The organism is Mesorhizobium sp. 01N446, from assembly GCF_056399285.1.
The window spans coordinates 149,574-169,897 of the sequence record NZ_JBFTRA010000005.1 but is presented as its reverse complement, the minus strand read 5'-3'; the positions used below and the strand labels follow the sequence as shown (position 1 = coordinate 169,897).

At 60.4% G+C, this 20,324-nt stretch carries 30 protein-coding genes; 6 read left to right on the top strand and 24 right to left on the bottom strand.

The window, feature by feature from the left end; translation table 11 throughout:
* Window positions 1-3: 3 nt before the first annotated feature.
* The 10 genes from AC1DPX_RS20145 to AC1DPX_RS20100 all read right to left on the bottom strand — a co-directional run bounded on the left by AC1DPX_RS20145 (window position 4) and on the right by AC1DPX_RS20100 (window position 9,387).
* Window positions 4-378, bottom strand: coding sequence for a hypothetical protein (locus tag AC1DPX_RS20145; RefSeq protein ID WP_477239080.1), 375 nt, complete (start codon window positions 376-378; stop codon window positions 4-6).
* Between the two features lie 83 nt (window positions 379-461).
* Complete coding sequence (locus tag AC1DPX_RS20140) at window positions 462-2,924, bottom strand: phage tail protein (RefSeq protein WP_477239078.1); 2,463 nt, start codon at window positions 2,922-2,924, stop codon at window positions 462-464.
* The gene (locus AC1DPX_RS20135; protein WP_477239076.1) at window positions 2,924-3,523 is read right to left on the bottom strand and encodes a phage connector family protein; all 600 of its coding nucleotides are present in this window, start codon (window positions 3,521-3,523) and stop codon (window positions 2,924-2,926) included. The genes AC1DPX_RS20140 and AC1DPX_RS20135 overlap by 1 nt, the downstream gene beginning before the upstream one ends.
* Window positions 3,524-3,527: 4 nt before the next feature.
* On the bottom strand, window positions 3,528-3,692 hold the full coding sequence (locus AC1DPX_RS20130; RefSeq protein WP_477239074.1) for a hypothetical protein: 165 nt from the start codon (window positions 3,690-3,692) through the stop codon (window positions 3,528-3,530).
* 259 nt (window positions 3,693-3,951) lie between these two features.
* Window positions 3,952-4,866 (bottom strand): Coat protein, encoded by a 915-nt coding sequence (locus AC1DPX_RS20125; protein WP_477239072.1) that lies wholly within the window; start codon window positions 4,864-4,866, stop codon window positions 3,952-3,954.
* Window positions 4,867-4,985: 119 nt separating this feature from the next.
* Window positions 4,986-5,897 (bottom strand): hypothetical protein, encoded by a 912-nt coding sequence (locus tag AC1DPX_RS20120; protein ID WP_477239070.1) that lies wholly within the window; start codon window positions 5,895-5,897, stop codon window positions 4,986-4,988.
* 44 nt (window positions 5,898-5,941) lie between these two features.
* Window positions 5,942-6,514 (bottom strand): hypothetical protein, encoded by a 573-nt coding sequence (locus AC1DPX_RS20115; RefSeq protein WP_477239068.1) that lies wholly within the window; start codon window positions 6,512-6,514, stop codon window positions 5,942-5,944.
* 60 nt (window positions 6,515-6,574) lie between these two features.
* Window positions 6,575-6,895, bottom strand: a complete 321-nt coding sequence (locus AC1DPX_RS20110) for a Bbp19 family protein (RefSeq protein ID WP_477239066.1) — start codon at window positions 6,893-6,895, stop codon at window positions 6,575-6,577.
* Window positions 6,892-8,628 (bottom strand): portal protein, encoded by a 1,737-nt coding sequence (locus AC1DPX_RS20105; RefSeq protein WP_477239064.1) that lies wholly within the window; start codon window positions 8,626-8,628, stop codon window positions 6,892-6,894. Before AC1DPX_RS20105 ends, AC1DPX_RS20110 begins: the two co-directional genes overlap by 4 nt.
* A gap of 207 nt (window positions 8,629-8,835) precedes the next feature.
* Complete coding sequence (locus AC1DPX_RS20100; protein WP_477239062.1) at window positions 8,836-9,387, bottom strand: hypothetical protein; 552 nt, start codon at window positions 9,385-9,387, stop codon at window positions 8,836-8,838.
* Between the two features lie 90 nt (window positions 9,388-9,477).
* Here AC1DPX_RS20100 and AC1DPX_RS20095 point away from each other — a divergent pair, with 90 nt between their 5' ends.
* On the top strand, window positions 9,478-9,780 hold the full coding sequence (locus tag AC1DPX_RS20095) for a hypothetical protein (protein ID WP_477239060.1): 303 nt from the start codon (window positions 9,478-9,480) through the stop codon (window positions 9,778-9,780).
* Here AC1DPX_RS20095 and AC1DPX_RS20090 read toward each other — a convergent pair.
* Together AC1DPX_RS20090 and AC1DPX_RS20085 are read right to left on the bottom strand one after the other, a co-directional pair.
* On the bottom strand, window positions 9,771-9,980 hold the full coding sequence (locus AC1DPX_RS20090) for a hypothetical protein (RefSeq protein WP_477239059.1): 210 nt from the start codon (window positions 9,978-9,980) through the stop codon (window positions 9,771-9,773). The genes AC1DPX_RS20095 and AC1DPX_RS20090 overlap by 10 nt on opposite strands.
* Before the next feature lie 27 nt (window positions 9,981-10,007).
* Complete coding sequence (locus AC1DPX_RS20085) at window positions 10,008-10,766, bottom strand: phage terminase large subunit family protein (protein ID WP_477239057.1); 759 nt, start codon at window positions 10,764-10,766, stop codon at window positions 10,008-10,010.
* A 35-nt stretch (window positions 10,767-10,801) separates the two neighbouring features.
* Here AC1DPX_RS20085 and AC1DPX_RS20080 point away from each other — a divergent pair, with 35 nt between their 5' ends.
* Window positions 10,802-11,053 (top strand): DUF6894 family protein, encoded by a 252-nt coding sequence (locus AC1DPX_RS20080; protein WP_477239055.1) that lies wholly within the window; start codon window positions 10,802-10,804, stop codon window positions 11,051-11,053.
* Here AC1DPX_RS20080 and AC1DPX_RS20075 read toward each other — a convergent pair.
* From AC1DPX_RS20075 to AC1DPX_RS20065, 3 genes are read right to left on the bottom strand one after another with little or no spacing between them, the layout of a single operon-like run.
* Window positions 11,001-11,744 (bottom strand): terminase large subunit domain-containing protein, encoded by a 744-nt coding sequence (locus AC1DPX_RS20075; RefSeq protein WP_477239053.1) that lies wholly within the window; start codon window positions 11,742-11,744, stop codon window positions 11,001-11,003. The genes AC1DPX_RS20080 and AC1DPX_RS20075 overlap by 53 nt on opposite strands.
* Window positions 11,662-12,168, bottom strand: a complete 507-nt coding sequence (locus AC1DPX_RS20070; RefSeq protein ID WP_477239051.1) for a terminase small subunit-like protein — start codon at window positions 12,166-12,168, stop codon at window positions 11,662-11,664. The genes AC1DPX_RS20075 and AC1DPX_RS20070 overlap by 83 nt, the downstream gene beginning before the upstream one ends.
* 4 nt (window positions 12,169-12,172) lie before the next feature.
* Window positions 12,173-12,511, bottom strand: a complete 339-nt coding sequence (locus tag AC1DPX_RS20065; RefSeq protein WP_477239049.1) for a hypothetical protein — start codon at window positions 12,509-12,511, stop codon at window positions 12,173-12,175.
* Between the two features lie 37 nt (window positions 12,512-12,548).
* Here AC1DPX_RS20065 and AC1DPX_RS20060 point away from each other — a divergent pair, with 37 nt between their 5' ends.
* Complete coding sequence (locus tag AC1DPX_RS20060; RefSeq protein ID WP_477239047.1) at window positions 12,549-12,755, top strand: DUF2188 domain-containing protein; 207 nt, start codon at window positions 12,549-12,551, stop codon at window positions 12,753-12,755.
* A gap of 279 nt (window positions 12,756-13,034) precedes the next feature.
* Here the strand turns inward: AC1DPX_RS20060 and nusG are convergent, their stop codons facing one another.
* The 8 genes from nusG to AC1DPX_RS20020 all read right to left on the bottom strand — a co-directional run bounded on the left by nusG (window position 13,035) and on the right by AC1DPX_RS20020 (window position 18,386).
* Complete coding sequence (nusG, locus tag AC1DPX_RS20055; RefSeq protein WP_477239045.1) at window positions 13,035-13,574, bottom strand: transcription termination/antitermination protein NusG; 540 nt, start codon at window positions 13,572-13,574, stop codon at window positions 13,035-13,037.
* Between the two features lie 56 nt (window positions 13,575-13,630).
* Entirely contained in the window at window positions 13,631-14,662 is a 1,032-nt protein-coding gene (locus AC1DPX_RS20050; RefSeq protein WP_477239043.1) for a hypothetical protein, read from the bottom strand.
* Complete coding sequence (locus tag AC1DPX_RS20045; RefSeq protein ID WP_477239042.1) at window positions 14,659-15,105, bottom strand: hypothetical protein; 447 nt, start codon at window positions 15,103-15,105, stop codon at window positions 14,659-14,661. Before AC1DPX_RS20045 ends, AC1DPX_RS20050 begins: the two co-directional genes overlap by 4 nt.
* Window positions 15,092-15,388 carry a hypothetical protein gene (locus AC1DPX_RS20040; protein ID WP_477239040.1) on the bottom strand — a complete coding sequence of 99 codons (297 nt, stop codon included), beginning with the start codon at window positions 15,386-15,388 and terminating at the stop codon, window positions 15,092-15,094. Before AC1DPX_RS20040 ends, AC1DPX_RS20045 begins: the two co-directional genes overlap by 14 nt.
* Window positions 15,372-16,919: an AAA family ATPase gene (locus tag AC1DPX_RS20035; RefSeq protein ID WP_477239038.1), complete on the bottom strand. Its 1,548-nt coding sequence runs from the start codon at window positions 16,917-16,919 to the stop codon at window positions 15,372-15,374. Before AC1DPX_RS20035 ends, AC1DPX_RS20040 begins: the two co-directional genes overlap by 17 nt.
* A gap of 108 nt (window positions 16,920-17,027) precedes the next feature.
* On the bottom strand, window positions 17,028-17,891 hold the full coding sequence (locus tag AC1DPX_RS20030) for a hypothetical protein (RefSeq protein ID WP_477239036.1): 864 nt from the start codon (window positions 17,889-17,891) through the stop codon (window positions 17,028-17,030).
* A complete protein-coding gene (locus AC1DPX_RS20025) occupies window positions 17,888-18,145 on the bottom strand; it encodes a hypothetical protein (protein ID WP_477239034.1) in 258 nt (85 codons plus the stop codon). Before AC1DPX_RS20025 ends, AC1DPX_RS20030 begins: the two co-directional genes overlap by 4 nt.
* 1 nt (window position 18,146) lies before the next feature.
* Window positions 18,147-18,386, bottom strand: a complete 240-nt coding sequence (locus AC1DPX_RS20020; protein ID WP_477239032.1) for a Cro/CI family transcriptional regulator — start codon at window positions 18,384-18,386, stop codon at window positions 18,147-18,149.
* Window positions 18,387-18,415: 29 nt separating this feature from the next.
* Between AC1DPX_RS20020 and AC1DPX_RS20015 the strand changes: the two genes are divergently transcribed.
* Entirely contained in the window at window positions 18,416-19,183 is a 768-nt protein-coding gene (locus tag AC1DPX_RS20015) for a helix-turn-helix domain-containing protein (protein WP_477239030.1), read from the top strand.
* An 88-nt stretch (window positions 19,184-19,271) separates the two neighbouring features.
* A complete protein-coding gene (locus tag AC1DPX_RS20010; RefSeq protein ID WP_477239028.1) occupies window positions 19,272-19,619 on the top strand; it encodes a hypothetical protein in 348 nt (115 codons plus the stop codon).
* A 1-nt stretch (window position 19,620) separates the two neighbouring features.
* Here AC1DPX_RS20010 and AC1DPX_RS20005 read toward each other — a convergent pair whose 3' ends face one another.
* On the bottom strand, window positions 19,621-20,049 hold the full coding sequence (locus AC1DPX_RS20005; RefSeq protein ID WP_477239026.1) for an Arc family DNA-binding protein: 429 nt from the start codon (window positions 20,047-20,049) through the stop codon (window positions 19,621-19,623).
* Window positions 20,050-20,132: 83 nt separating this feature from the next.
* Here AC1DPX_RS20005 and AC1DPX_RS20000 point away from each other — a divergent pair, with 83 nt between their 5' ends.
* Entirely contained in the window at window positions 20,133-20,306 is a 174-nt protein-coding gene (locus tag AC1DPX_RS20000) for an Arc family DNA-binding protein (RefSeq protein WP_477239024.1), read from the top strand.
* Window positions 20,307-20,324 lie beyond the last annotated feature (18 nt).

Genomic DNA, 20,324 nt, shown 5'->3' with positions numbered 1-20,324 from the left:
AGATCACGCCGCGAATGGGGATTGAGCCATCTGGATTTTCTGGATGCCTGAAACCAGATTGCCGCCGGCCTTGAAGATGGAAGACGTCACGGCCTGCTTGCCGCTGAACCGCGAGATGCCCGCCTGGGTGTTGAGGTTGTTCTGCCGAAGCTGCGAATTGAATTGGATCGCCTTCAGGTCCAGTTGGTTTTGGCGCGCATTGGCGGCGAGGACTTCCGTGGGCGAGCCGGCCAATGAGACGCCGGATGCTCCGGCAGCGGCCACCGCCTGCGATTTCAGCAAGTCCTGCTTGTGCTTTTCCTGGGAGGCTTCGAACGCTGAGGCTTGAGCGTCGGCCTGCGCCTGTTGCTCATAGGCTTTGGCCTGCATATCGGCCATCTGCTTCTGCTGCTGGCCCTCGACCAGCGCGCCGCCGACCGACAGGCCGAGGCCGATAAGAGCAATGGTGCACATCGAGAAACCTACGGTTCAGCGTCAAAGGCGGGGGTGAACGAGCGGATCGTGCACGGCGTCGGGTTGGTATGACGGATCCTCACACGGCCTTGCCCTTCCCAACTGTCGTCGATCGGGACTTCGACATTGCCGGAGAACAACGTTGCCCTGCCGTCGGGCGCCACGATCGAAGGCAGGCGCACGTCTTCCCACTTGCCGCGCCGGAAGGACTGGACGGAAAGGCCGGTTGTATCGGTCTCCAGCAGCGACATGATCACCCGCGCCACCTTTTTTCGGCGGCCGATGATCGAGCCGTCCTTGCCGCCAACGTCGAGCTCCAAGGTGTCGGCCTCAGCAGTGAAAGGTAGGCCGACTTGCCATTTAGCGGCGGTCGCGCCGCCCGGCAGTGTCACCTGTCCACCGCTGACAGTCAGGCCGGTGTAGACCTTGCCGCTGGCCAGCACGTCGACCAGTTGACCGTTGAGATGAGCAAGCCCGGATACCGTGCCAACAGCAGCGCCGGAATAGGTCAGACCGCAGTCGACGGCGAAAGCATCGGCGAGGTTCTGATATTCGAACGGCGCCTGCATGATCTCGATGTAGCGCTTAGTCACGCCACCGATCACGCGCTTCACGATGAGCCAGATGTCATCAACGCCGTCTTGGCCGGGAGTGACGCACGCGCTTTCGACTTGAGCCCAGCCCGAACCGGTGAAGATGCCGCCCAGCTGGTGGCGATGCATCCCGCGCACGTCTTGCGACGGCTGATGGGTGTATCCGCAGATTTCGCCGGTATCGACCGGGAACCAGATTACGGGATCGGGGTCCGTCTGGTAGGCGAGTTCGACTACCCCTTTTTTGGGAAGGTGCTCCGAGACCTGTCCGATGTCGTCCGAACTGAATTTGTTCGTTGAAACCTGGGTCAGTTCGGCAATCGCCTTGCGGCTGCGCGTCACATAGATGAACGATTGCCCGGCATCCACCGGTCTGATTTTCGCACAGCCGAAGGTCCGCGAGCGCCTGTTCTTGAACGAGGACGGCGTCAGCGCTTCGTCAATGCCGGAGCCGGACAGAGCGCGGATACCGCCGGAGGTGCCGATCATCAAGGCACCATCCGATTCCGCAATCCATTGGATGTTGTTTGCCTGGCCGCCGCCGGCCTGGACGAACTCCAGCGCGTCGTCGTCCTTCTCACCCAGCGCAAAGTTGTCGAAATCGCCGGTTTTCGACGCATAAACGGAGAAGCGGCGGCTGAAGGCCAGGCGTTCCTCATAGAGCGAACCGCTTTCGACATACTTGCCGGGCACGAACGTGCCGAGACGCCAGCGGGTAATCGACGACTTATCTGGCAGCGCATGACCGTAAAGTCTGATCTTGACCACCGTGGCGCTGGTCCGACTGGTAATCCTGGCCCAGCGCCAGACATTCTCACTTCCGAGAAGCCGGATGGACCGACCAACATCTGAAGTTTGAAACCCGGCGCCGTTATTGATGCCTGCCGTCGATGAGGCGGTCAGATCGAACGGCGTCATCAGGTCGCCGTTCTCCGCCAATGCTATCTCTGAAATGCTACTGTTTAAGGCGTCGACACCACCGCCCCCCGAAACCGCCAGCTTGTAATATTCGTATGTGGTGCTGTTCTGGAACTCATAGAAGCGCACTTCCGAGCCGGACCAACCGGTTTCCCCTGCTCGGCCATCCAGGGCGACATAGTTTACGCCGTCGTTTGACCCCAATAGCGTCCACTGCGTGGGCGTATCGGCTGTTGCTGCGACGTTGTTTGAGGCCGCGATCCAATAAGCATTCACAGCCCTGCCTTGTCCCGCAGGAAACTGATACTGGACGAAGCCATTGGCGGAGCTTGTGAGCACGACTTCCTGGGCTATATTGCGATCGAATGCCCTCCACGAGCTGATGCCTGTACCATCATCTGTAACAGTGCCGCTCGGGGCCGTAGCGGATGTCATCGGAGGGATGGCATGGCCGGTACTTGCCGGCGTCAGCGTCGTCGGCGTCGTATTGATTGGGTCGTAGGGACCGTCAAGAAATGTGAAGTCTGCCAGCGACCAACTGGTGTGAGCGGTGCGCGTCAGCACCTTTGGCGGATAGTCCTTGTGGGTGATCCACATCTGATCGGCCGACTGGACGTAGGCAAGCTCGAACAGATCAGCTTCGAGGTACGGGCTCGCCACCTCTACCCCAACATATGCGCCGTAGGCATAAACGCGAATATACTGGTCCCCGAATTCGAGCATATAGGCCTGCTCGGAAGAGAAGATGAACGGCACCCCGCGCGTCTTCTTTGCGGACGTCTTCACCTCAGCGCAGAAATAGGTGCCGCCGCGCTTGCGGATGCCACCATGCGGCAAGGTCACGAAGTTGAGGCACGTCGACAACGCGGCGCGGTAGAGATCGAGCGAGGCACGGGCATGCAGGCGCGGCGACACTTCCCCGCGCACAAAGGTGTCTTGGATCGGGTAGAGCGTCGCCATCAGCGCGGAGCCCTCCAGTCGCCCCGGGCTTGAGCCCAGGACGTCGTAGAGAACCGTCCGCCGCGTTGGATGGCGTGGGCGTTAAAAGCCGCATCCAGCGCCCTGTCGTAGGCGCCGCGAGCGATGTCGATCATTCCGGACTTATGCGTCAGAGGATGAGCAACCTTGATCGCTAGAGCGGCAACGACGACTTCCGTGAATAGCGCATCCCAGTCGTTCGGATCGGTCAGGTTCGCGATGTAGCGGATCACGCGCGGGCTCGACTGATCGGAATAGATGATATCGGCTTCTTGGCGCCAGGAGATCGGCACCCCGTCCGGCTCGCCATTGTGGGTCAAGGGCAGCGGCCGGAGGCAGTCGGCGGGAAGCTCATAGGCCCAGTTAAACGTACAATCGCCGGAACCGGTATCGCTACCGATTACCGATGCGCGCAGGACCGCGAACACCCAGGCATATTTGGTCAGTTCGGCCTCACACGTCAGGTCGAAATGCAGGTTCAGGAGGCGCGCCGCCTTAACGTCCTGATCGAGGCTGTCGATCGGGGCTTCATCGAGAACGGCAAGAGCCATGTTGGCGACATCGAGCGGCGTCGTCGGCATCGCGTCAGGCCTTAGTCGCAGTGATCGTCACATAGCGTGGCTCACGACGCGGACGGCCATGAGAGTCGAAAACCTGCACCGCCGGGTTGGGCACGAGCCGCATGGCGTGCTCACGGAACTGGCGACGGACCGCTTCCTTGCGGGTTTCGGCTGGCTTGCGTTTTCTCATGTGACCCTCGGAAAATTTCGCAAATTGCATGAAACGGTTGGCGCCCAGCGAAGTTGCCGCTTTGTGTCTTGGTGCAGGAGAACCGCCATGGTCATGTCGTTACTGCAGTTCCACAACCTCGCCGCGCGGCGGGGAGACGGGTTACGCCCCGAGTTCCTCAGCGGAAAGCGGTTCAACCCCGTGGGCGTCTGGGAGTTGCCAATAGAAAATTTGGGCGAGGACGCCCCAGAGACGCCTCGCCCAATTGCATTGCAGGAGGTTAAGCCTCGGTCGTCTTCAACGCGATGAACGTCATGTTCTTGACGCTCGACGCCGTGCGGTCCCAGTTCGCCGCCAGTGCCAACTCGGCATCCGTTGCAAACTCGCCGGCAGTGGACGCGTCAAGGAACCGCGTGCCGGGGACGTGCGGGACGAAGTGACGGCGGCCGACCATCTCGGTAACGCCGCCGCCGTGACCCTGACGGGGCTTGCGATCGAATTCGAGCGGGCCGCCTTCTGTGTTGACCGGAAGTTCGTTCCACATGATCGCTTTGTCCTTGAACAGGAACGCGGTGTACACGTTCGTCGCCACGGGGATGTCATCGTCCACGACGCACCGATAGCCCATGTAATACGGGATCAGCGAGCCGCCCTGCTGCGAGGACGGGATAAAGTCGATCAGATCAGCCAGCTTGAGAGCCTTCATCTGCTTCGAATGCATCCAGATGGACTTGAACTTGTCCGCGCGGTCGCCCTGGAGGTAGGCGGCCTCGATGATGTCGGTGTCGACGATGGACGCGCCAGTCGTGCGCACCATGTCGCCGCCATCATTGGCAACGTTGTCGGCGATCACACCCTTGAGGATGTTGATCAACGTGGCCTTGTTGGCGCGCTGCCAATATTCGGTCTGGCGCTGCACGATGATCTTTTGCGGATCGGAGCCGGCGAGGATGCTGGTCAGATCCGGAATACCCCATGCCTGGGCACGCACGTTGCGGGCCGCGACTTCACGCCGCGAACCGATCTTCTTCATCTCGATGCTGTCGGTCGGATCGTCGTTGACGGGTTCCGACGGATCGTTCCCGAGATCCTTCCAGCCGGGCATGTCGACGGAGCGACCGCCGAGGCTCAGCTTGGCGCTGATCGCGGGATCGTTGAAGAGGATGCCGGCCTGGTAGATTTCGAGGGACTGCACGTGTTCCTCGAATGAGTACTGCGCATAGACGGACGGGACGATCGAATCCGCAATGCGGGTATATGCGTCTGCCATTTTATTTCATTCCTTCAAGCAATGCGGAGCGGTGTCGGTCCCCGTCAAAGGGGATGGCTGGACACCCAGAGATCCGGGTTTTCACCGGCCTCGCGGGCAAGCCGCTTCGCGCGATCGGGGTCGCTTTTGACGAGGGCTGAGATTGCCGTCAGATTGCGTTCGCCGGCCGCGTTGCGCTTGAACGGGTTTTCACCCATGTTGACGCCGCCGCCTTCGATCGTGTCTTCCTTGAACATCGCCTCGCCGACCGCATGGAAAGCCCGCGCGATCTGCGGATCGGTCAGAGTGCCGTCAGGCAGAAGGATACCCTTCGCCTTATAGGCGTTGACCAGGCCAAGCTTCTTCAGTGCGCGGTTGGACACTTCGAGCTTCTGTTTGAAGCCGTCGCTGTCAACCGGACCCCAGTCCTTCACGAGTTCGGTGTGGGTGTCCTCGACCGACTTGACGAGAGCAGCCTGCGCCGCCTTCGCCTGTTCGGCCACATAGCCCACATACTTATCGTGATAGGCCTGCGCCACCTTCGGAGTAGCGCCCGCCTCGACAGCCCATTGCTTGGCTGCCGTGGCGAGTTCATCCGAATAGGGGACGTTTTCAGGGAGTCCTTCCGGGCGCTTGAATTCCAGCTTGTCAGGCGATGTCACCGGCCGCATCGTCTCGGGAAGTTTGGAGTTGAATTTCTCCCACTCCTCCGGCGCTGCGTCGGCTGCGGGAACCCGAAGGCTTTCGCCCTGCAATTTCTCGAGTTCCGCATAGGAKGACAGCACCTTCTCGATGCCGCCTTCCGGCTTGGTCCAGCCCTTTGTCTCAGCGAGTTTGCGGTTGCCTTCGGAAAGACCGTCAAACCAACTTTTGCCGGCTTCGGAGGTGGACCCGTTTTCCACCGTCGCCGCTGGCTTCTCCAGGTTGCCCGCCGGTGGATCGACCACCACGGACCCGGCTTCCGCCTGATCTGTCATAAGATGTTCCTTCGATAGAACGGCTCACCCAGCCGCAGGGATCATCAAACGTTGTCGCCCCAGTTCTCCCAGAGCAGCGTGATCGTGCCGGTGATCGCCAGCACGCCGTCCGCATCGATGTCGGTGCCGGTGGCAAACGACAGGTTGAGGTAGAGATCGACCGGCGTTGAAGTGCCGTCGAAGGTAGCAGCGGCGACAACATCGGCGGCCGATGCCGTGGAGAGTGCAGCGGCGGCGCCGTCGAGCGTGCGCGAGGTCACCGCGACGACGTTCTGCATGGTGGTCGCCAGCGTCGCGGCAGACGCGGCAGCGGTGCCAAGGCCCCATGTCAGCGCGGCGTTGTCGTTGATGGTCGATGCCCGGACACCGAGCACGGCAAACTGCATCTTGGCGGTACCGCCCTTGATCCTGATCTTCCCATCGAGGAAATCGAAGATCTTCTGCGAGGCATAGGCCAGCGCATCGGTCACCGGCACCTGCATGGCATTGAAGGTGAACACCGTCTTGAAGCCGCCGCCGTCACCCGTGGTGACAGCCTTTAGGCCGGCAACCGGAGGAGCAAGGCCAGCCGATCGAGCAGCGGCGCGCGAAAGGGTACGCGGAAGTCCACGTGGCATGATGATGATCCTTCGTTCTGGGGAGGGATTGATCGGCTGGACCCGCCGCGGGCAAACTCGCTACGCCTCCAGGCGCGCCGCTCTTTCGAGAGCTATCAATTGCTCATCGGTCAGCGTCAGGAACCGCATGATGTGCTGAACCACTTCGGCCCGAGCATTCGAGAGAGCGCTGTGGAGCTCGAAACCGTGCGGAGACTTGGTGTCTGCCATCCACTGGCCATAGGACGGCCGGCGATAGTAGCCGACCGTCGCCACCAGATCGGCCAGCACCATCTCACCGTCCTGTCCAGAGAAGACTCGGAGGTAGGCCTTCGTCAGCGCGTCCTGTGCTTTGGCAGGCCCGCCGACTTGCTTGGAGTGCGCGAACTGCTTCTCCTTCACTGCTGTGCACCCTGGCCGCCTTGCGGCATCATCTGCTGGAGTTTGTCCAAGAGGCCACTATCCTGAGCCTGCACCGCAGCCGGAATGGTGTCCTTCGCGACGCTTGCAGCGGCAGCAATGCCCGCCATGCCCTTCTGCGCTTGTGCAGCCTTGGCGCGGGCATCCCGCATCGCCTCGACATCCTCCTGTTTGCGGAAGATGCGCTGCGGGCTCCGGCCGGCGCTGTGGATGACGCGGATTGCTTCCTCGCCATCGATCGTGTCCATCACGCTTGGATCGAACTGGGCAACCTGTGCAGCCGCTTGGAGCACTTGCATCGTGTCCTTGGCCTCAGCCGAGCGGCGCAGCACGTCGAGCGGGCTGGTGAAGGTCGGGCGGACTTGCTTGCCGGCCAGGCTCTCGGGCGGCAGGAAGCGGCTGTCCTGATCGTATAGGCCCTTGTCTTCGAGGATGCCGAGTTCGCGATCGAGGTTCGTCGCAAAGCCGGCCTGAATGATCGAGCCCGAGGGACCGAGCAGTGATGCCTTCTCTTCGTTGCGGATCAGCGCTTCAGTAGCCGTCATCTGCGGGTTTTGAACGAGCACCTGAAACAGGTTCACGAACATCATGTCCCGCACTTCGTCGGCCCGCGTCTTCGCATAGTCGAAGGCAAACGTCGGATTGGCGCCGGTGTTGATCGGCACGATCTGCGGCCGACCGTTGTTGTCGATCATCCCCTCGTAATTCTGACCTGGATTGAGCACTGGAATGTAATCCAGGCGCGCAGCCGAAGCCGTCGGCGGATCAGTGATCTGCTGCAGCGCCCGAAGGCCAGAGCGGCGCACGGCGTTCTCTTCCTTCACCGTCACCAGTGCCTCGATCGTCGGCGAGATGCCGTAGGGATCGCTTTCGTATCGGCGCCAGCTGAAGGTCGAAATCGGGAATGTCCGGAACCCGCTTTCCTTCACGATCGCCTGTTCTTCTTCGACCAGGTGGTAGGAGACAAAGGCCGTATCGAGATAGTCGTATCGACCGGCGAGATTGTACATCTTGCGCTCGTCACGAGGCTGGATGCACTGGATAAGCGAGATCTTCGTGTCGCACTTCGTCGGATCGTCGACCAGCGACTTGATCTTGGGTGGCAACTTCTCATAGCCGAGGAGCTGCGCAGCCTGGCGTGCGGTCCGCTCGTACCTACGGTGGAATGTGTCGACGATGCCCCACCGGTTGCGCGACAGATAGCCCTCGACCACCGGGATCGAGGCATAGCGGATCAGTGTCGAGCCAAAGCCTTCCTCAGCATAGAGATACGCCGGTCCGTAGCGAACCACATTGCGTAGGCAGGCTTGAGTGGCCGGCACGAAGTTCGAATTCGCCGAGTAGCGCAGCGAGAACAGGAAGTCGCGCAGATCCTCCGCCCATTCCTTCTCTTCGTCGGTCTCCTCATCATTCATCGCCGCCGTCGATAGGCCATGCCATTTTTCCGACTGGGGAATGATCAGGCTCTCCAGCCCGGCAGCGAGACGATTGGCGGCGCTGTTGATCGTGTTGGCATACACCCGCGAGCCGCGACGCTCTTGACGTTCTGCCTGGCTGTCACGCCCCGTCACGGACGTGCGCCGGCCGCGCCAGACATCAGGGGCGTCAGGGTCGCAGAATTCCGCGACTTGCTCCCACACGGCTTCGTAAGCCGAACGCTCAGTTTCAAGGTCCGACTGGCGGGACAGGATATCGTTGGCGCGGGAATCGCTCATTCAGGTCTTCCGCTTGAGGCGATGGGCAATGCGACGCCAGATTGCCCAGGCGCGGCCAGCACGATCACGGAATGTGCGTTTCATCGCGCCCATGGTCAGACGCCCAACAGCACGCGCTTCTGTCCGACGATATCGGCAGGCGCCAAGTCGGTCTTCACCGTGCCAGCTGTGCCCTGTTGCTGGTTGAGCGCAGCACGGGCCGCATCCTCACGCGCCTTGACATCCTTGTCGTTTACCGTCGGCGGTGGCGGCAGCGGCTTCAGCTCCGGCGGCTTCTGAAATAGGCACATGGTTCCAAGTCTCCCGCGTCCAATCGAATAAAATGAAGTCTTCACCGTTCTTGCCGTATGCCGGCAGGCGGCAGCGTTCCGTGGCGCCGAGGCGAGTGAGCCAGCGCAGGGCCAGGTCATTCGATGCCAAAGCCCGAGCCTCGACCCGCCAGGCGCCCTTTGCAGCGACGTCCGGGCCGAGCACTTCCCAGAAGAATGTCGTGATCCGAGGGACGCAGCGCTTCATGCGCCGAGTGCCCCATGACCAGGCGATCCAGAGACCGGAGCGTAGTTCAGCAGCGCCGAAGGCTGCTTCAGGATTTCCATCGAGTTCGACCACATAGGCCGGCCCCTGCATGGCGTGCAGCGCCAGTGTTGCCGGCGACCAGCCGTCAAGCTGGCAATCGATCTCTGCCCTGTCTTCCGGCCGAAGGTTCGCGGCGATGTAACTCAGGTCGCGGATGGTGCCGCCGATAATGCGGACCGTCACAGCATCCCTGGAGAATTTACGCCGTGAGTGAGTTGCATTTTAGATTTCCTGATGATCAGCTAACCGTCCAACATCCGCTTGGAGAACGTTATGAGCAATATTTCAGAACCGTATGTCGTGATTTATCACGAGACCGAACGTGGGCTTGAATACAACCGGGAAGGATATGACTTGCCGGAGTTGGCAAATACAATCCCCGTCATAGGTGACTTCATTGTAGATCCTGGCATACCGGTCGGGGCTGAACGCGCAGTCGCGAGCAACCATACGGTTTATGAAGTGACCAAGCGCTACTTCAAGCCACAAACTTCAGACAAATACGGCGCGCGAGTAGTCCTTGTCGTGCGGAGTAGAGCCGGGATCGAGGCCGAAACCGATCTGCTCTATCGGTAATCGCCTAGAGGGTCGCTGTGGCGGGCCGACAGCCGTGTCCGTTCCATCGGCTCGATCTCGTCGACGCCATCGAAGGGAGAGCCCTTCGGCTTGCCTGGCTCACGCAAAGCAGGACGCTCTTGAAGCACCATACCGCTGGCGACATCGATCAGCACATAGTTGCCGGTCTCAGGATTGAAGCGTTGGACGCGAGCGCTCATGAATACCTCTTGGAACCATGACGAGTTTCAGTTCCGGTATGCCGCCAATGGATCGGACTGCCCATTGCTGCGCCGAGCGGCGCGGAACTCGGCAGGATCGACTAGAGATTCCCGGATCATCATGACGCCGTAGCGTGTCGCCGACATCAGATCGTCCCGCAGCTTGACGACTTCACCATCCTTGCGGTGGTACAGGCGGAATTCCTCGAACCAGTCGAGCAAGGTGTTGAAGACCCGCAACCGGCCCGACTGCATCCTGTCGAGCATGTCCATCAGACCGGCCTCGACCGAGACGGACTTGTCAGGGTATTGGGCCCAGGTCGGCAGCATGTTCAGGCCGGCTTCGCTGTATTGCTTAGCGAGCGCTACGCCCGCACCTTCCAGTGTGTCCCGCCGCCCGTCTTTCGGCCATGACCAGGGAAGCCATGCGCCCCACGGCTTCAGCGTGATCGCCTGCATTGCTGGTGTCTGTTGCGATGCTCGATGCGCTTTCGTGACATAGATCACGTCGGCTTCAGTATCCCATGCCAATTCGACCGCAGCTGAAGGGTGATCCCATCCGAAATCCAGAGCACCGAGGCGCGGCCAGAAGCGAGGTAGGCGGAACGGCTCGCAAGCGACAAGCTCTTCAGCAACCGGGAAGATGCGGCCAGAGCCAAGTACCGGGATGCCCTTCGCTCTGGCTTCACGCTCATGCTCGGGATAGGCGGCGATGATTTCGGCACGCTGCTCAGCGGTGTAGTGCTCCGCATCGTCGATGGTCATGAAAGTGACGTGGCGGCTCATTTTGAACTTTCTTCGCCCCGGGGAATTAGACTGCCATGGCTCGATACTTTTTCGACATTGGAGATAGCGAGACCGATTCGCCTCCTGGCGACCCTATCGACGTGCACGATGTGCGCGAACAAGGCATGAGGGCGCTGGTAAGATTGATGAATGAGACCAAATTGGACGAAGCTGGTCGCGAATTTTCCTTCAAGATCTGCGACGAAGCTGGGCGGCAATACATGCAGGTTACCGTTAAGCTTGAACGGCTGCATCCCTTTGACCGTCCTTCTTCAGTAACCCATTGACCTCATCAGACGTGAGGAACATCAGCACCACCTCAGACATACCGAGCAACGGCGTGAAGGTAATCATCGTGATGCCGCCCGTGGCGTTCGTGCGCGTCAGGCCTTCGCTGTAGATGTCGGCCGGCGGCTCCTCATCAAACCACACGCCGTCCAGCGTCGGACCCTGCCACTTCTCCCGGCCCTTCTCGTAAGACTTGAAGCCGAGGACGCTCCGGCCGGACTGGACGTCGCCACCACCGCCATGCTTGACCACTATGCTATCGAGCGCGTTGGGTATGCCGCGAGCCAGATAGGTCTCAGCGAACGCATCGCCCGGGATCATGCCGGTTCCCCAAGCGTCTTTCCGCTCAGCCTGGCCGATCAGCATCTTCTGCACTGTGTCGCGGGTGGATTCGCCGGTCAGACCGGCCGCCCACATCGCCACCGGCTTGTCGAAGACCTTGCCCTTCCACCAGTCAGGATATCGCCCCGTCAAGTGCATCGCCCATTCGGCGCCGCCGGCCAGCGTCTTGCCCAACTGGTTGCCGGCCATGAACAGCCGCTCACGATTGGTCGCGCCGGCTTCGTGAAATTGGCGCTGCTTGGAATATGGCCGATAACCGAGAAGCCTATTCCTCGCCTTCCGCCTTTCCCGTTCCTCCAGGAGCTGCGCCAGTTCCTGCTTTTCCGAGTAGCTCAGCGATGCGAGCATCAATCGCCTCTTCCGATACCGTGTTCAGCGTGCCCGCGACGTTCAGGTCCAGCTTCTCGCCATACTTCTTCGGATCCAGCTTGGCCGCTGCCCATTTGCGAGTGTCGACGCGAAGCTTCGAGCGCTGGACGTGCTCGGAGTTGAACGCCTCATAGGTCGACCCGTCAGGATTGGTCTTGGTCGAATAATCTTGTGAGCCGTCGTCGGCGATCTCGATCGTCTCGTCGAAGAGCTCGTCCGCCTGGATCGCGCGGGCGCACGCGTACTGGTCGCGAAACGCTTGGTGGATGGCGAGCCACCGACAGACCGTTGCCTTATCCGGCATATCGTCAGCGAGGCAGATTTTGCGGAGGCTCTTGCCATCGGCCAGCAACTCGCAAATCTTGTCTGCCATCGCCGGCGAATAATCGGTCGGTCGCGCCATCCTGTTACTCGGTCTCGGTCTTGTCGGTCGACGGGTCAACGGGCGGTTCGGCCGCCTGCTTGGTGTCCTTGCCCTTAGCCGGCCTACCGCGCTTCGGCTCTTTCGGTTCAGCGCGAGCGACACCAACAGCACGCTCACCGGCGCTTGCGGTGTTTTCCGGGAAGCCGAAGTCACCCACGGCACTGACAGGACCGCCGCGCACCATGCCAATCAGCACGCCGTCGGCGACCTTCTCAACCCTGCCGAAGCTCACTTGTGGTGCAGCGCCCTCGATCTGCGCTATATTCGAAACGACCTCCTGGCCGTCATCGTTCGGGATAATAGTCGCGTATCTCGTCGACATGCTAAGTCTCCATCGGATTAGGCATTGGGTGCCACACATGGCAAATGCGAAGTACTACGTCTTCAAAGAAGGTGAGCGCTGGAAGGTCCGCTACGACGGGGACGAATACCCGTACGTTTCGAATGTTGCCGCCGTCGTGGCGGCGATCAGAGGTGCGAAAGCAGCCGCGTCGCATGGCCACGACGCTGAGGTTCTAGTCCAAGGCATCGACGGCAAGTGGCGTACCGAATGGCCGAGTGAGTAGAACATCGGCGCATTCGCTTCCCCGGTCCAAGTCGCAACTTGCCCGCCGGGTTCTTTTCAGGAGCGAGCGAATGCCTTTGGCCGCGTGGCCGGGCTTAGCGTTGAAAAGCCGGGGCAAACGCGTCTTAACGGAGGAACATTAGCCCCGGATCAGATGTCCGCCTGGCCGCTGGATAAAACTTCGTCAGGGGTCGGGGTGGCGATCTACCCCTCATCGCCCCGGCTGGTGACTATGAAAGCCCCGCGCAGACAGGCATATCGCCAAATCAGTTGTAGGAATTTAGTCCTTTTTCGCGATCTTTGCAACCGGTCCGGAGGCAACAACCTTGCCTCCGAACATGTCGAGTAACACCCGCACGCTGTTGACGCTCTTGGCCGTCACCATCTGCGCATCCGCACCGGCAAACGCGCCCTCCAGCACGGTGACACCTTCGCCAGCCTTGAGGCGCAGGCCATGTTCGCGCATCTTGTCGAAGACGCCTTTTTCTTCTGCATCGCGGATACCCTTGATGTCCTCGCCAGAGATGGGCACGGGCTTGCCTTCGATGTCGCAGAGCACCCCGTTGCGCACCAGTCCATCACAGCTGTTGAGCGCTCCCCACTTCACATCGTGAGCCGGCGTGAAGACGTAGCCGAGGAACAGCGGGAAGTTCTTCACCAGCCAAGCCTTGGTCCGATGATGCCGGTACTCGTGCCGGTACTGAGGGATGTAGACCGGAATCCCCAGGCGCTGCATCTCGGTGACGGCGCGATATTCGCCGCCGGGCCTCGTCTGAACCGCCAGCCAGGCGGCCAGTTTCGTCTTCGTCTGTGCGTTCAACGTATTTCCTTCCAAGTTTCGCGCCGCGCTGGATCGGTCCGGCGCGGCGCAGATTTTCACGCCACCAGGCGCATCACCTGTCGCTTCTTCTTCGTCTTCCGAAACCAGATCATCCCGAGCGCCCTCCATTCCGGAATTCGCAAGGTCTTTGCTTGCACCCGCGCTTCATCCTCCGCCGTGAGGTAGAGGTCGCCGATTGCTTTCGTTAGATCCTCTGGGTCGAACTTCTGGGACAACTCCTTGTCCGACATGAGGTAGTCAGCCGCCTTGATGTGCAGGGCGGTGATCGGCGCGAGGTGGGCGTTCGCCAGCACTTCCAGAATGGTTCGTGCGCCCATTGAGGTGCGCCGCGTGACCAGCCCCCTGATGGCCTGAACCGCAATGGTATCACCGGCCTTGTAGCGGCCGGAGCCGGGTAGGCACTGCAACACGCGGACACCGGCGCGAGCGCAGACGTTCTGAACGTCGAGTGCGTTCTCTTCCAGCGCTAAGACTGCTGCCTGGTGCAGTTGGAGCGGTGTGATACCGAGGCGCTGCGTGTTCTGCCCTACGAATGCCGCCGCCTGTGCTTGCCTGTCCGGGGCGTCGACGATCATTACCGGGATCAAGTCAATGTGCGGGTTGCTGGCGGCCGCTATCGCCGTGTGCTGGCCGTCGAGCACCTTAAGGATCGTCTGACCGTCATGTTCGGCGTATGCGCAGATCGGCGGTTTGTATTTCGTCCAGCAGAAGTCCTCAATTATAAGGCGGATTTGGCGCTTCCCTCTTTCCCCGATCGTGCGCTGATATTCGTGATCGACATAGAGTGTCGACGGGTCGACACGCTCGCAAATCGGTTCGCCGGTCGACGGCTTTCGCGGCGTGAGGCCGGTGGTGGGGATTGCGGCAATGCGATTGAGCAGTTCCACTGAAGGTATCCTGTTACGCAGCTCAGCCTGAGCGGGGACGCCTCGACATGAGTGCGCGCCCGTTTGGTTGCAGCGCATGGCCTGGACCTCGACCGAGCCGAACAGGCTTTCCCCGACATACCCGGTCTCTGCCCACCGGTCGCCGAAAGATTGGTGAACAAATGCTTGCGAACCGCTCAATTTCGCTTTCCTTCGCGGGACGCTAGATACTCGGCGGGATCGATGTGGCGGACGGGTGAGGCCGCACCGAACGTCCCAAGCTGCGAATCCCGATACTTGCGTTTTCCGTGCGGATCGAAGTTCGCCGCTGCTATGGTGCGGAACCATGTCGGGGCCTTGGCAGCGTTGGCCTGCATCCCTTTGGCCTTCCGGTCTTTCGTCTTCCGATTCTTGGCCGCGCGCTTCTTCTGCTGCCGGGTGCGCTTCGGCACGATCGGCGCCGGGCCGCTCGACAGGATCTTGGTGGAAATCCAGTCAGCCCGCTTTTCGGCTGGCGATATCGGCGAGCCCTCGATGCGATCGGCCGCGCGCCAAGCTTCGGCGTTGGTCGGGAACGGTCCTGCCAACGTTTCGCCGCCAGACACCACTATCCAGCCGCTGCCTGGCGCTTCAACCACGGTCATGGCGCTGCCCGGTGTTGTCATTGGAAAGCGTCAGGGCGCGCGGGAATTCGCGGCGCAGATAATCCACCTCGTCAATGATGCGCCGCATTTCCGACCGGTCGATGTTGCCGGCGGCAATCCACTGCTCGAGGACGGGCTTCATCCTGTCCCAGGTCTTATTCGGCATCTCGACCCAGATCGCGACTACGGCTTCGCGCGCCGCCATGTAGATTTTGCGATGCTGAAGCAAGGCCTGTTCTACGGACCAAGGCAGGCGTTCGGCCCTCTCACGCTTGTTCGGCATCTTCAAACCTCCCGTTCTGGATGTTGAAGTTGATTTTCAGCTTGCAGGGATGGCCCAGCTCATCGAACCGGGTCTTCTTGTGAAAAATCACCGCGTCGGTGCAGCGCTGTCCCTCGTCGAACATCTTCGGGCGATGCACCACCAAGCCTTGGTCAACGCGGTTGTCCCAGTGTTTCGAGCCGGCGATGTCGTCGAGTTCTGGCGGCGTGCCTTTGCGCGGGCCGTCCATCTTCGAAGGGTGCGCAAGGATTTGGACGTGACAGCCCATGTCCTGGGAAAATTTGTATATCGCTGTCAGACAGCGACCGATGTATTCGGTTTCAGTCTCGCGCGCCTCACGCTGACTTTCGAGCCGGTTCCAAGGGTCGAGCTGCACGACCGATGCGCCGTGCCGGACAACCGCGGCCTCTGCCGTTTCGAGCAGCCAGCCGAGCGTTGGCGTTTGCTCTGGGTGCTGCATGAACAGGTAGTGGTCGTTTATCCACTGATCGGAATACCGGATTTCTTCCGGCGACATCTCCCGCTCGAGGCGGCCGGCGTGCAGTGTCCGCAAGATGCGCCGGTAATGCGGCTTGGCGCGCGTTTCAAACGTGGCTGTCGCGATAATCAGACCGTATTTGTCGGCGATGTCAGCCCAGACTTGCGCCATCACCGCCGTTTTGCCGTGGCCTGGGTGCCCGGTGACCACCGACATGGTGCCGGGCGCAAAAAGGATCTTGCCACGCCACGCAGGCATGCGCGGCACTTCCCAAGCCTTGATCGGCGGCAACTCGGGTAGTTCGCCCAAGGTATAGAGGCCTGCCACCGGCCACGGCAACGCGCCCTCCGTCACCAGTTCTTTCAACGGGCCAGGCCCGTCCGCGCGCAACATGTCGTTGGCGTCTTTGATCCCTTCCGGCCAGTCGATGAACCAGAATTTTGCCGCCCCGAGCAGATGCGCCATGTCAGCACGCAACGACAGGCCAGTGTCGTCCATGTCGCCGCACCAGATGAAACGCTTGTGCCTGCCCAGCCCGCGCGTCAAAGCCTGCTCGACATAATCGTAGCCGGCGGGCTCTGCCGGTTTCGGCTCGTCGGTTTCCTTCTTTTCCCTGCCGCCGTTCGGGACCGACAAAATTCGGTCGATCGGCAACCCGGCCTCCACCATCGCCGCGAGGTCCCATTCGCCTTCAACGATGAACACGTCTCCAGGCGGAGCGGCCAAAACACGGTCGAGGTTGAAGAAGCAGAGCTTGCCGCCCTTCTCCCCGATGAAATCTTTCTCCGGGAAGGCGCACGCCTTGTAGTTCACCCGCTTGCCGCCAAGCAGATACGGGAAGAAAACGGCTTCGCTCTTCCGCTCAAGACGCCGAGGGAAGTAGACCGTTCCGGAGGCGGCGCCGAGCAGCTCCAAAGTCGTCTCGCTTATAGCTCTGGTTGTCTTTGCGTAGGCCTTTGCCGCCGCGGACAGCTTGCCCGGAACGAACGCCGCCGTTGAAGCCGCAGTGGTGGCAGAAGTAGGTTGCTCCGTCTCCGTCGATCCTGACAGCAAGGCACTTGTCCTTTTTCTTGCGGCGGTGCGGCGAGCATGACGGGCATGTGGTCCGCTGTTCGCCATCACGCTCTGTGATAAAAATTCCGAGTTCGTTCAGCTCGCGCATCAGTTGCCGACCTGTTGTTTTTCGTCGTCGTAAAGACCGCCCGCGAACCGCCAATAGGTGCCCTCACGCTCAACCGGGTATCCCTGGGCGCGCGCGTCTGTGATCCATGCTGGCAGACGTGGGTTGGTCTTCAGCTTCGGTGTTCGGTGTTGACTAAGAATTCCGCCCAGATAAGCCTTCGGGTCTCTCGCGCCTGCGGCTCTGGTCGCGATGTCGATCAGTTGGCCGAAGTCGCCGCCAAGGTGTTCGCTGATCTGGAACAGCATCCCGCGCGGGACCCCGGCCCTTTGCCAGCCGGGGAGGTCGGAATAGAATCTCTCTTCAGCCGATCCGCGCCAGTCCGGCCCATCCACGCGATCTGGCTTTTTTTCTGCCGATTGGGGTTGATTGGGAACAGTGACGGGGGCAGAAGCCGAAGGCGCGCTGTTCTTCTTTTTCTTGTCTTCAATGCCTTTACTGTCTTCTTGTTTGTCTCGGGGTCGTCTCGCGGTCGTCTCGGCTGGTGTCTCGCCTGCTGTCTCGGATGGCAAGCTGACGCGCTGATAAGTGTCGTAATTACAGATAGTTATGACGCTCTGACCTGTCTCGACAGAGATGCTAATCATCGTCTCGGTTTTTAGCCGCTTCAAAAAGCGGTCCACACTGGACCGGTGCCATTGCCACCGATCGGCCATGAACCGGACTGACGTAGCAAGCTGTCCGCGCTTCAACGAGACCATGCCGTCCTTGACCCGGACCCGCCGCGCCTTCCATGCCGCTTCCCGGATCAACCAGACCCATGCTTCCCTTTCGGTAAACGGTTCGCCCGCAAAAAACCGATGCTCAAAAATGTCCCTAGAGACCGCGAAAACTCCACTGCTCACGGCTTCACCTTTGAGGCGTCGTACCCGTGAACACCGGCCGTCTCGAAGTTGGTCCGCGTGGCAGCGGCGCCATTGATCGCGGCCGACCATTTGGCGGCCGACCAGATCAAGCTATGGATCATGCTTTCTGCGGCAGTCTCTCCGCCAATGTCGTAAGCGCGGGCGAGTTCGCTGGCGATGACCTGATTTGCCCGCTCGTCCAAGCGGTCAAATTCCGTCTGGGGGGACGGAAATGCGATGACCGTCGCTGTCATTTTATGCCAATGCCCTCATGGCAATATCGGGCAGCTCGGGCGGGTACAGGTCCGGGCGCAGGCGCCCGCGATGAACCCCCGTCAGACGCTCAACCGCGATCACCCGCTCGCCTGGGATCTGTTCCCACTGGCTGACGGCCTGGGGCGATATCTTGAGCGCTTCGGCAAGGGCCTTGGCCGTTCCTCCCAGCGCTTCCACGGCCAGCTCCAAGCCGCTCTTTTCGTCGGTGTCATCACTCATCGAGGGGTCACCCGTTTGCTTGATAGGAGGTGACATTTAAAGCACGACTTAACCACAATTTCAAGCACAGCTTGCTTGAATTGATAAAGGCGCGCTTTATGATGCTGGCTGAAAACGGATTTTTGTTTATGTCGCTTGGTACGAAAATAAAGGCTGCGAGGGAGGCCAAGGCCTTTTCTCAAGCCCAGGTCGCCCAAATGCTGCACGTTTCAGTGCAGGCGATTTCCCAATGGGAGAATGACAAGACTATCCCGCGGGCCGATCGCTTGATGCTCTTGGCTGATATGCTCGATATGAGCCTTGCCGGAGAAGGCGACCTTTTGCCCGCGTATGGGATGCCATCTTCCGGGTCGCAATATGTGGCGCCGGTACTGACGCCCACTGAAGTCGCCAATTGGCGGAGCCAGCTCGCGTCGCCGCAACATTCGATAAAGCTTGTGGTCCATTGGAGGCCGACCGGACTGATTTTTGCGACCATGGTCCCTGACGACAGCATGGAGCCGGAGTTCAGGCAGGGCGAATTCGTGATTTTCGACGCTGGCTTGGCACCAGGCCCCGGGGACTATGTGATATTTGTACAAGGCCAAGGCGACGATGCGCTTTTCCGGCGGTTCAAGGCGAACTCTACCGGTCCTACTCTTCACGAGATCGAGATCGGGGACGTATCTAAGTACCCTGCTAATGACTTAGTGCCTCTAAATTCATTCTATCCAACCATCCCGACTTCCAGTTTCCGGTCGGGAGGGGAGATCATCGGTACTATGGTGGAACACCGTCGCTTTCGGCGAAGTAGATAAAGCTGGCTTGATATCAACATCAAGTAGCGCTTGACCAATCGAGTTAAGTCGTGCTTAAATCCGCTTCATCGAACCGATGGAGATGGAAATGGCTACCACTTTACCCGATGCCGAATTGCTTGCCTTGGGCATCGAATTTCGCAACGCCTGGTCCGCAGAGCGCGCCGCCTTCAATGCAGCCGAGATCGCGAGTATCGGGAACAGCACTCCGGAAATCGATAGTGCCCATGACCGGTGCGCCGAGCTGGCCCACCATATGGTCAGCCACCGCGCCCAGACGCTGGAAGGCGTTAAGGCGATGGCTATGGTGTGGGGCTGGCTGCACTACCTGTCATCGAAGCCAGGCGAGTACGAGGGGGCTGAACTCGGGAACACCACCGAAGAGCGGGCATCCTATGCAGTCATGTCCTTCCTGCTGAAGGATGTCGGCGCGTGACCTACTCCGGGTCAAATTTCCGTTTGCGCCGCGCAAGCACGTCCCTTGCGGCGCGTTCGACCGCTTCGGCGTCGTCCGGCGCGGAATCGATGGTTTCGGAAAGGCCTGGGTCGCTCTGGCGACGAGCCTCTCGTTCCACTCGGCGCTCCGCCCGCTCTTCCGTCTTCTTGGCCTCTGTCAGTTCGCGCATGGTGCCGGACATCGCTTGGAAGAACTGGCCCAGTGGCATGTCGACGGTCGGTGTTCCCGGCTTCAGGGCCTCCAGCCTGATTATGATCTGCGGCGGATGCTTCGGCCCTACAAATGACTGCTCCAGGCGCGCCACGATTTCAGCGGTCACGCTTCGCCCCAATTCCAGTGCGGCGTCTTCTAGCCGGAGCTTCAGGGAAGCCGGCATTCGAATGTTTATCTGTGGGTCTTCACGGGCCATCCACCGGATATATAGCACGGTGCTATTGCCGACAATAAAGCACGGTGCTATATTTCGCCATGGTTAATGGAAAGGGAAAGGGCATGAGTCGGGTGGACCCGAAATTTCTGGTGAGACTGCCAGCGGACGTGAAAGCCTTCATCGCATCGCAGGCCGCGCGCAACGGCAGCTCGCAAAACTCTGAAATCGTGCGGTGCATCCGCAATCGTATGGACGAAACGAAAACGGCGACCAGCGAGCCGGCAAGCTCAAACTGATCGCCGTTCCGAAATGAA